Source organism: Rhodococcus zopfii NBRC 100606 = JCM 9919, assembly GCF_001895025.1.
Taxonomy (GTDB): domain Bacteria; phylum Actinomycetota; class Actinomycetes; order Mycobacteriales; family Mycobacteriaceae; genus Rhodococcus; species Rhodococcus zopfii.
The window spans coordinates 76,936-86,567 of the sequence record NZ_BCXI01000040.1 but is presented as its reverse complement, the minus strand read 5'-3'; the positions used below and the strand labels follow the sequence as shown (position 1 = coordinate 86,567).

Sequence of the window (9,632 nt, the reverse complement as noted above, 5' to 3'; positions counted from 1 at the left end):
ATCTCCGACTGTGAAGGGAACCGAACCGATGACAACGAAGAACCTCACGATGGCGGATTTCGAATCCACCATCGTCGACAACGATATTGTGCTCGTGGACTTCTGGGCCTCGTGGTGCGGACCGTGCCGGGCCTTCGCCCCGGTGTTCGACCGGTCCTCGGCCGCGCATCCGGACATCGTGCATGCCAAGGTCGACACCGAAGCCGAGCAGCAGCTCGCTGCCATGGCGAACATCCGCTCGATCCCGACGATCATGGCGTTCCGTGAAGGGGTGCTGGTCTATTCCCAGCCCGGGGCATTGCCGGCGCCGGCTCTCGAGGACCTGATCACCCGGATCAAGGCTCTGGACATGGAAGAGGTTCATGCCCGGGTAGCCGAACAGCGCGCTGCTGCCGGCGCCTGACCCACTTCGAGTCCACAGCGACTCTCGACGAAGGAGAATTCCCATGTGTTACCCCGTCACCTGCCCGAACTGTGGCAAGACCGGTTGGGACGGCTGTGGACAGCATGTCGACGCCGTGATGCGTTCGGTGCCCGCCGCCGACCGCTGCACCTGCGGCCAGGACACGACCGCCCAAAGCTGGAACAGCACAGTGAGTTCCATCTTCCGCAACTGACCTAGCCATGGTTCGGTGCGGTCCTCGTATCGACCGGTGCCCCTGCCCGCCGGGCAGGGGCACCGGTCGGTAAGCCGCCATCTTCTCGCCGGCGCGGCCGGGTGGGATTCCCGGCGTGGTCGGCATCCCGAACGACATCGCCGCCCGCCCGTGCCGAAACTGGCTCCCGGGCGCAGGTCGGAGCGAAAGGGAACACAATGCTGCGTAGCGTCCTCGTTGTCGACGACGAACCCCACATCCGTCGTGTCCTGCGCGGCTACCTCGAGGCGGACGGCTACAACGTCACCGAAGTCGGAACCGGCACAGAGGCTTTGACGCTGATCGAGTCTCGCAGTCCCGACCTGGTGTTGCTCGACGTCCGGCTTCCCGACATCGACGGCTTCGAGGTGCTGCGCCGGATCCGACAATTCTCCGACGTCTACGTCGTGCTGGTCACCGCTCGCGCCGAAGAGGTCGACAAGCTGGTCGGCCTCGCGGTCGGCGCCGACGACTACATCACCAAACCGTTCGCACCGCGAGAAGTCGCCGCCCGCGTCCGTGCCGTCCTACGCCGCGCCCGAGGCGCCCCGGACGCGCCCTCCCGAGTATCGATCTCCGGTCTCACCGTCGATCCCGACACCCGGGAAGTGACAGTCGACAGCACACCCGTGGAACTGTCCGCGCTCGAGTTCGACCTGCTCCTGGCCATGGCAAGGTCCCCCGGCCGGGTGTACTCACGCAGGCAACTGCTCGAAAAGGTCTGGGACGGCGACTTCTACGGCGACGAGCGGGTCGTGGACGTGCACATCCGCAGCATCCGCCGGGCACTCGGTGATGATGCCGCCGACCCCCGCTTCATCGGGACCGTCCGCGGAGTCGGTTACAAGTTCGTGGCCACGAGCGGAGCCGACCGGTGAATCCCGGTCGGCTCCGGTTGCCGGTGCTCAGCTTGAGAACGAGGCTGTTCGTCTCGCACCTGCTGGTGGCGGTGGTCGGGGCCCTTGTCACTTTCACGGTCGTACGGGTCACGGCGCCGGCACTGTTCGAGGAACGGGGCGGCGGCCGCCGCCGCGCGAACGGGTCGTCTCCGTTGCGGGAGGTCGTGGCCGACGCGGTGACGACGGCGTTGTGGTTCGGGGTGCTCGCGGGAGTGGTCACGGCCGCTGCGCTGGGCCTGCTGGCGTCCCGACGCCTGCTGCGGTCGCTGCGATCGGTGCGGTCGGGTACTCGGGCGATCGCCGCCGGTGACTACCGGCACCGGATCGAAGTGCCGCCGGAATCCGAACTGGCCGCGGTCGCCACCGACGTCAACAATCTCGCCGTCCGCCTCGCCGACACGGAGGCCCGGCGGGTCCGGCTGTTGGCCGAGGTGGCGCACGAGATGCGCACTCCCCTGACGGTGATCGACGGATACGCCGAGGGCGTCCTCGACGGTGTCTTCGACGCGGCAGAGCTGGTCCAGATCGAAACCGAGGTCGGCCGGTTGCGCCGACTCGCCGATGATCTGTCCACCCTGTCCCGGGCGGAGGAAGGTCGTTTGGACTTGCACCCGGCCGACGTCGATCTGTCCGATCTCGTCGTACAGGTCACCGGCCGGATGCGCCCCCAGTTCGACGATGCGGGCCTGACCCTGACCGTGGACCCGCCGCCGCGGGCGGTGCGGGTGTGGGCCGATGCCGACCGGATCACGCAGGTGCTGACCAATCTGCTCGGCAACGCCCTTGCCGCGACGGAGACCGGCGGCGTGAGCCTCGACATCACCGCAGATCGAGACATCGCCACCGTCACCGTCACCGATACCGGCGAGGGGCTCGACCCGGACGACGTGGACAGGATCTTCGAGCGCTTCTACCGGGTTCCGTCCCGGCGCCGCGGCGAGCAGAATCTCGGCTCCGGCATAGGTCTGACCATCAGCCGCCGGATCGCGCGCGCTCACAACGGCGACTTGTCGGCCGATTCCTCCGGCCGCGGTCACGGGGCGCGGTTCACACTGCAGTTGCCCACCCGAAGCGACCACTCGATCCGCCGCTGACCTCCGCAATCGCCGGAGCTCGCGGCGACGTGCTCCGAGCGGACCGGCTCGCGTGCCGTGCGTCCAGCGCGTGTGCGATTGATGGCCGGCACTCCGGCAGCGGATCGGTCGTCCGGCAGTGGCGCATCACTCCGAGTGCTGCGGGCCCTGGCCCTGGCCCTGGCCCTGGCCGTGTCCTTGGCCCTGGCCGTGTCCCTGACGTCCCTGGCCCTGGTGTCCGCCGGTCGGTGCCTGGCCGGTCAGAGCCGCCTGGAATGCCTGCAAGTGGTGTTCCGAGCCGGTACGCAGTTTGCCGTACACCCGGTCGATCGTGTCCTTGTCGCTGACCTCGATCGCGGTGGACAACTTGGTGATATCGGCGGTCTCGAGTTCGGCCCCGACCGCGTATGCCTCCTCGACCGAGGACAGGCCGCGGGTGAGCCAACCGTCGTAGGCGCCTTGCAGCAGAGGATCGGAGTAGGTCCCCGCAGCGAGCCCGGCAGACGGATCGCTCACGCCGTACTGATCGAGCAGAGCGCCCACGGCATCGTAATGACGCTGTTCGCTGGCGGAGATGCGTTCGAAGATCTGTGCGCCCCACTTCTGGGCGAACTGCTGGTACAGATCTCGTGTCAGGCGTTCTTCGTCGCGCGTCGTCACCAGGTCGGACTTCTCCTGTGCGGACAGCACGCCGCCGGTGCTCTCACCGGGCTCCTGGGCCGCCGCGACGGTCGTCCCGAATCCGGCGATCGCGATCGTCGCCCCTGCCGCGAGTACGGTCACTGTCTTTCGCCAGGTGTTCATCACCGGCACCACCTTTCTCTCCCCACCGAGTCAACCGGCGTTCGGTGAAGAGACCCCGTCCCCATACGTGAAGCTTGGAAGAGACCCCGTCCCCATACGTGAAGCTTGTGTGAGAGCGGACCGTGCCGTCCGTCGACCGACGGAACGTACGGCTCGATCAGAGGGACGGCTCGGAAGGAACGGCCGCGCAGCCTTCGGGGGAGGTCGGGCATCCGCACCCGTTCCGGGTTCGGGACGGCGCGTCCGTCATCTCCGTACCGCCGCCTTTCGTGCGGAGTCGAGTGCGAAACGACCTTCGTCCCAGCCTGATTCGAGTGGACCGAAGAAGTGGAAGCGCACCCGTTTGACCTTGTACAGCCAGCGGCCGTCGACCTTGACGACCTCGTCGGTGTACCGGCCCGCGGCGACACTCGCGGCCCCATCTGCGACGCACGGCTGCCACAGGAACGAGCGGACGGTCGCGCGATCGCCGTCGAGTTCGATCTCCAGATTCGTGATGAAGTGCCAGAAGGCGGTCAGTCCGCCCGCGGCGAGGCCGGCGAAGAACTCGCGCAGCTCGGCCCTCCCGCATGGACGGGCCAGGCCGTCGAATTCACCGTCGTCGGTGAACAGGTCCGTCAATGCGTCCCAGTTGCCGTCGTCGAGGTGGCGGCAGTAGCGGGCGTCGAGGAGGCGGATCGCCTCGAGGTCTTCGAGACGGGTGATGCGTTCGGCGAGAGTGGTCTCACTGCCGGAATCCGCAGATGTGGTCACGGGGTGATCCTCCGAGATCGAACAGAATCTATTAACGATCGTTCATGTGATCTGAACCGTAGGGCCGGGTGACTCGCATCGTCAAGTCGAATAGTTGCGGATTCTTGCTGGTCTCACGTCCGGCCTCTATGCTCCGAGGTATGAACACTCGGTCGGTAGTTGCGTCGCTGGGGGTGCGCGAACGCATTCTGGAGACGGCGCTGGACGAGTTCTATGCTTCGGGCTTCCACGGTGCGACGATGCGCAACATCGCCAACAGCGCAGGTTGTAGCGCCGCGAATGTCTACAACCACTTCGAGAACAAGTCGGAGCTGCTCGTCGAGATCCTGCGGCGTGCCAGCGACGAACAGTTCACCGCCACCCGCAATGCGCTGCGCAAGGCCGGTCCGCATCCCGTCGATCGCTGGCGTGCCGCGGTCGTCGCGCACGCCCTCTTCACGGCCCGCAATCCACGCGCGTGCTTGGTGGCCAACTCCGAACTACGCTACCTCGGGGAAGTGGACCGCAAGCGTGTCGTCGGCTCCCGCGACGCGCAGGAACAGCTGTTCGTCGACATCGCGGAAGACGGTGTCGAACAAGGGATCTTCTCGGTTCCGCATATCCATCAGGCGGTCACGGCGGTGTTGACGATGTGTGCCGGCATTCCGTTGTGGTTCCGAGCCGACGGCCCGCTCACCGCGCAGGAGGTCGCCGACGACTTCGGCGTCTATGCCCTCAACCTCGTCGGATACCGGGTGTCCTGATCTCCGGCGTTGACCGGCGACCCGGGCCGTGCTGTACTGGGTGAACAAGCGTTAATGACTTGCTCGTCCGTCTTCCCGGCCCATCGAGGGAGTGTCCATGACCCACCGGCCGTCCCGACCGCGCACCGATACCCCGCGCTACCTCACCGAGGAACGCCTCGCCATCCGCGACCTCGCGCGGGACTTCGCAATGACGAAGGTGCTGCCCGTCGCCAACGAACTCGACCCCGTCCAGGGCACGATCCCGGATTCGCTGAAGAAGGAAATGGCCGAGATCGGCTTCTTCGGCATCATGATCCCCGAGGAACACGGCGGTCTCGGACTCGGCGTGTTCGAGTACTGCCTCGTCGCCGAGGAACTGTCCCGCGCCTGGATGAGCGTCTCGGGTCTCCTTGCCCGCGGTAACGGCATGGGCGGCGGCTTCACCGCCGAACAGGAGGCGGCGCTGCTGCCGAAGGTCGCCCGTGGCGAATACCTCGGTGCCTACGCGCTGTCCGAGGCCGAAGCCGGATCCGACGTCGCCAACATCTCGTGCCGCGCCACCCGCGACGGTGACGACTGGGTCGTCAACGGCACCAAGATGTGGTGCACCTACGCCGACGAAGCCGACTATCTGGTCCTGTTCGCGCGCACCGACCCGAACAAGGATCCCGCCAAGCCGCACCGCGGCATCAGCGCGTTCCTCGTCGAGAAGGACCGCGGCGGATTCCCGGAAGGGATCTCCGGCACGAAGGTCCGCAAGATCGGCTACTTCGGGTGGAGCACGTGGGAACTGTCCTTCGACAACTTCCGCATCCCCGCCTCGGCGATGCTCGGCGAGGAGGGCAAGGGCTTCTACCTGGCCGTGTCGGGGCTGGAGGTCGGTCGCGCCCACACCGCGGCACGGGCGATCGGCCTGGCGCGGGCCGCGCTCGAGGATTCCATCGCCTACGTTCACACCCGCCGCCAGTTCGGGCGCCCCATCGGCGATTTCCAGCATCTCCGGTTCAAGATCGCGAAGATGGCCGCCGACATCGAAGCGGCCCGCCAGCTCATGTACTCGGTCGCCACCGATATCGACACCGGGCGTCGCTGCTCGCTCGAGGCGTCGATGTGCAAACTGGTCGCCACCGAGATGGCCGAACAGGTCACCAGCGAAGCCGTTCAGATCCACGGCGGCGCAGGCTACACCACCGACTTCCAGGTCGAACGGCACTGGCGGGATGCGCGCCTGACGAAGATCTTCGAAGGCACCAGCGAGATCCAGATGCGCATCATCTCCGACGAACTGCTCGGAAGGTCCGAAAACTGATGACGCTCCGGACATCCGACCGCATCACCGTCGGGGACCGCGCCGCCGGCACCGCCCGGGCGCTCGCCCCGCTGCTCGCCGAGGCGGGCCTCGCCCTGCCCGGCGGCAGTGTGCTCGCCGGCGCTTTCGCCGCCGAACTGCTGACACCGCCCGTCCCCGGCGCCGTCCGAACCGGCCTTACCTGGTCCACGACCTGTCCTGTCGCCCACAACGACACCGTCCACACGGACGTGCTGGTCACCCGCGTCGCCGCCGGCACCGTCGACCGGTACGTCCGGCTCCTCGACGACACCGGGACCGTACGAGAGCGCGGAACCGAAACGTGGCGGTTCGAGGACCCGGCTGCCGCCCCGGCGCAGCCGGCCCTGGACTTCTGCACAGCCGAGTGGGGCGAGCTGCTGCGCGCACGGCTCGACGAGGACCGGGACTTCGCATCGTCGTTGTCGAGCTGGGACGGCACGATCGGCCTGCGCTGCGACGACCGGGAACTGCACCTGCGGATCTACAAGGGCCGCATCGTCGACGTCACGCGGCGCACCCCACACGGCGCGACCTTCACCTTCGTCGCCCCGGCGCATCTGTGGACCGAGGTCGTGCTCGCCGAACGCGACGAGTTCATGCGCCGCGCCATCGCCGGCGAATTCTCCTCCACCGGAAACGGATACGAGTACCTCCGGCTCACCAAACCGCTCAACATCGTCATCGCGCACGCGCGCGCACTCGCCCAGGAGGTCCGGCCGTGATCGAAGCGTGCTACCTCGAGATCGCCGGTGCCCTCGGCTTCGTCGAGATCGTCACCCCCGATGCGCATCCCGCACCGGACACGCTGCCCACGGTGCTGTGCATCCATACCGCCGGTCAGAGCGGCGTGCAGTACCGCCACGTCGCCCGCGACCTCGCCGCCCGCGGCTATCGCGTCCTCGTGCCCGATCTGCCCGGCCACGGACGCTCCGAGCCTGCTCCGGGCGGGCCGGTCACGTCGCTCACCGACTACGGCGACTGGCTCTGCGCCGTCCTCGACGAACTCGGGGTCGACCGTCCGTACGTCCTCGGCTGCTCCATCGGCGGCAAGCTCACCCTCGAACTGTCCGTCCGACCCGACCGTCCGCTGGCCGGCGCCATCGCGATGGAAGCCGAGGCCGGACCCGGTCGCGTCAACGTCGCCGGGCTGCGGCGGGAACTCGAGGACGTCGCCGGCCCGGCCCGCGCGGAACGCACCTATCTCGGAACATTGGCATCGGTGGGCACGTCGGTACCCGACGACACGGCCCGCGCGATCGCGACGATGCACAAGCGCGAAGATCCCGAGATCTCCTCGTCCGACCTGATCGGCTGGGGCAGTCACGACGTCCGCGACCGACTGCACCTGGTCACCGCGCCCATTCACCTCGTTGCGGGACTGGATGATCCGTGGATCCGCGCCTCCGAGGTCGAGCAGGTCGCCGCGCGCATCAACGACGCGCAGCCCGGCCTCGCGCGGTACACCGGGCTGACCGGGATCGGTCACTACCCGATGGAGGAGATCGACGACTTCGCTGCCGTCGTCGACGACTGGATCCGGGAACTGGACGAAACATCCGGCAGTGAAATGGTTTCCGAGGAGATCGCATCGTGACGGCCACCGGCACCACCTCGTTGACCGGGCTCCTCGCCGAGTTGGTCGTCACGACTCCCGAGGCCCCGCTCGCTTTCGACGTCGTCGGTGACGAGATCCGCACCTGCACCCGTGCCCGATTCGGCGAACGGGTCGAGGCGGTGCGCGCCGAACTCGCCGACGCCGGAATCGAACCCGGGCAGTGCATCGCGGTGATGCTGCCGAACTGGTCCGACGCCCTGGTGTGGCAGTTCGCCGCATCCGCGCTCGGCGCGCACATCATCGGCGTCAACACCCGCTACAACACCGGAGAGGTCGCGCACATCCTCGTCGCCGCCCGGCCCGCGGTCGTCGCCGTGGCCGCGTCCTTCCACGGCCTCGATCTGATCGGAACACTGCGCGCCGCAGCGCACTCCGTACCCGAGGTTGCGGCCCCGGCCGTCGCGGTCGTGACCGGTCCGGCCGCTCCGGTGACGCCCGTCGACCCGGCGGGATTCGACCTCGGCGACGGAGCATGGCTTGTCGGCAGCGGCGACACCCGCGGCACCCGGGTGCCCCGCACCCCGCATACCGCGACGGTCACCGCGGCCGGCGCGGCCGCCGATCCGTCGGACCCGCTGGCCGTGGCCTTCACGACGTCCGGGTCCACCGGCACGCCGAAGCTTGCCGCGCACCGGGATTCGGCGGTGGTTCGGCACGGCCGCGCCGACGCGGCGATCATGGGCCTCGCTCCGGGCGATGTGACGTTGTGCGTGCTGCCGGTGTCCGGGGTGTTCGGCTTCAGTGCCGCCATGGCGACACTCGCCGGCGGAGGAAGCCTGCTCATGGAACCGGTGTTCGACGCCGCCGCCGTCCTGCGCCGCATGCAGGCGCTGGAGGTCACCCACGTGGTCGGCGGTGACGACCTGCTCGGCCGGCTGTACGACACCTGGCACAGGGAGCAGCGCGCCGACCTGTCGGCGCTGAGGTGGCTGGGTATCGCCGACTTCCTGGGACGATCGCACGACATCGCGCGCTGGGCCCGCGACGAATTCGGCGCGCTCACCTCCGGTGTCTTCGGATCGTCCGAGATGTTCGCGCTGACGTTGCTGTGGTCCGCCGAGGACCCGGAGTCGGTGCGCTGGAGCGGCGGCGGCCGGCCCGTCGCACCGTCGATCGAAGCGCGGATCGTCGATCCGGTCGACGACCGTGTGCTCGCCGATGGCGAGCAGGGCGAGTTGCAGTTTCGGGGCCCCAACGTCGTCGACGCCTACCTCGGCAACCCCGACGCCGCGCGGCGCGCATTCACGCCGGACGGTTGGTTCCGCAGCGGCGACCTCGCGGTCGCGACCGGCGGCGGCTACCGATTCGTGTGCCGGATGGGAGATGTGCTGCGGCTGCGCGGTTTCCTCGTCGATCCCGCGGAGATCGAGCATTGCCTCGCTCAGCACCCCGACGTGGGTGTCGTCAAGGTCGTCGGGATTGCCGGCGCCGGTGGCTACACCGAGGCCGTCGGATTCGTCGTCCTCGCCGACGACGCATCCGCCGGCACCGATGCCGAGGCGCTGAAGCAATGGTGCCGTGAGGAACTCGCCGCGTTCAAGGTGCCGTCGGCAGTGCACATCATCGACCGGATGCCCACCACCGTGGGTGGAAACGGAACGAAGATCAGGGCCGTCGAATTGCGCGAGTGGGCGCAGGAATGGACCGATCGCGAAAGGGACTACCGCCGCGGCTGATGCCGACCCCGGACGATGGCGACGGCTGGTCGAGGCCACCGGGTCCCGCGCAGGTGAAGTGGACGTGTCGGGACACGTGTGCGGTGGGCGTCCTACCGCACGATGGCGGAGGTCGCCATGGA

At 68.2% G+C, this 9,632-nt stretch carries 11 protein-coding genes; 9 read left to right on the top strand and 2 right to left on the bottom strand.

All coding sequences use genetic code 11. The annotated features are described in order from the left end of the window. Positions 1–28 precede the first annotated feature (28 nt). From trxA to RZ1_RS23010, 4 genes are all read left to right on the top strand, one after another. Positions 29–403 (top strand): thioredoxin, encoded by a 375-nt coding sequence (gene trxA / locus RZ1_RS23020; RefSeq protein WP_072814845.1) that lies wholly within the window; start codon positions 29–31, stop codon positions 401–403. Between the two features lie 43 nt (positions 404–446). Continuing rightward, positions 447–617: a DUF8730 family Cys-rich protein gene (locus RZ1_RS30665; protein ID WP_169918069.1), complete on the top strand. Its 171-nt coding sequence runs from the start codon at positions 447–449 to the stop codon at positions 615–617. 197 nt (positions 618–814) lie between these two features. Continuing rightward, positions 815–1,513 (top strand): response regulator transcription factor, encoded by a 699-nt coding sequence (locus RZ1_RS23015; RefSeq protein WP_072814836.1) that lies wholly within the window; start codon positions 815–817, stop codon positions 1,511–1,513. A gap of 23 nt (positions 1,514–1,536) precedes the next feature. Next, positions 1,537–2,628, top strand: coding sequence for a sensor histidine kinase (locus RZ1_RS23010; protein WP_238072284.1), 1,092 nt, complete (start codon positions 1,537–1,539; stop codon positions 2,626–2,628). A gap of 126 nt (positions 2,629–2,754) precedes the next feature. Here RZ1_RS23010 and RZ1_RS23005 read toward each other — a convergent pair whose 3' ends face one another. Beyond that, entirely contained in the window at positions 2,755–3,411 is a 657-nt protein-coding gene (locus RZ1_RS23005; protein WP_072814844.1) for a DUF2202 domain-containing protein, read from the bottom strand. A gap of 246 nt (positions 3,412–3,657) precedes the next feature. Continuing rightward, positions 3,658–4,164 (bottom strand): nuclear transport factor 2 family protein, encoded by a 507-nt coding sequence (locus RZ1_RS23000; RefSeq protein ID WP_072814834.1) that lies wholly within the window; start codon positions 4,162–4,164, stop codon positions 3,658–3,660. A gap of 140 nt (positions 4,165–4,304) precedes the next feature. Here RZ1_RS23000 and RZ1_RS22995 point away from each other — a divergent pair, with 140 nt between their 5' ends. The 5 genes from RZ1_RS22995 to RZ1_RS22975 all read left to right on the top strand — a co-directional run bounded on the left by RZ1_RS22995 (position 4,305) and on the right by RZ1_RS22975 (position 9,510). Further along, a complete protein-coding gene (locus RZ1_RS22995; RefSeq protein WP_072814833.1) occupies positions 4,305–4,907 on the top strand; it encodes a TetR/AcrR family transcriptional regulator in 603 nt (200 codons plus the stop codon). Between the two features lie 97 nt (positions 4,908–5,004). Continuing rightward, positions 5,005–6,198, top strand: a complete 1,194-nt coding sequence (locus RZ1_RS22990) for an acyl-CoA dehydrogenase family protein (protein ID WP_072814832.1) — start codon at positions 5,005–5,007, stop codon at positions 6,196–6,198. Beyond that, positions 6,198–6,941 (top strand): hypothetical protein, encoded by a 744-nt coding sequence (locus RZ1_RS22985; protein ID WP_072814831.1) that lies wholly within the window; start codon positions 6,198–6,200, stop codon positions 6,939–6,941. Before RZ1_RS22990 ends, RZ1_RS22985 begins: the two co-directional genes overlap by 1 nt. Then, entirely contained in the window at positions 6,938–7,813 is an 876-nt protein-coding gene (locus RZ1_RS22980; RefSeq protein WP_072814830.1) for an alpha/beta fold hydrolase, read from the top strand. The genes RZ1_RS22985 and RZ1_RS22980 overlap by 4 nt, the downstream gene beginning before the upstream one ends. Then, on the top strand, positions 7,810–9,510 hold the full coding sequence (locus RZ1_RS22975) for an AMP-binding protein (RefSeq protein ID WP_072814829.1): 1,701 nt from the start codon (positions 7,810–7,812) through the stop codon (positions 9,508–9,510). Before RZ1_RS22980 ends, RZ1_RS22975 begins: the two co-directional genes overlap by 4 nt. Positions 9,511–9,632: the final 122 nt, after the last annotated feature.

Bases quoted from the DNA above. Each gene is read 5' to 3' on its own strand.
- RZ1_RS22990 (WP_072814832.1), top strand. From the start codon at position 5,005: ATGACCCACCGGCCGTCCCGACCGCGCACCGATACCCCGCGCTACCTC.
- RZ1_RS23005 (WP_072814844.1), bottom strand. From the start codon at position 3,411: ATGAACACCTGGCGAAAGACAGTGACCGTACTCGCGGCAGGGGCGACG.
- RZ1_RS22995 (WP_072814833.1), top strand. From the start codon at position 4,305: ATGAACACTCGGTCGGTAGTTGCGTCGCTGGGGGTGCGCGAACGCATT.
- RZ1_RS22985 (WP_072814831.1), top strand. From the start codon at position 6,198: ATGACGCTCCGGACATCCGACCGCATCACCGTCGGGGACCGCGCCGCC.
- RZ1_RS30665 (WP_169918069.1), top strand. From the start codon at position 447: ATGTGTTACCCCGTCACCTGCCCGAACTGTGGCAAGACCGGTTGGGAC.
- RZ1_RS23015 (WP_072814836.1), top strand. From the start codon at position 815: ATGCTGCGTAGCGTCCTCGTTGTCGACGACGAACCCCACATCCGTCGT.
- trxA (WP_072814845.1), top strand. From the start codon at position 29: ATGACAACGAAGAACCTCACGATGGCGGATTTCGAATCCACCATCGTC.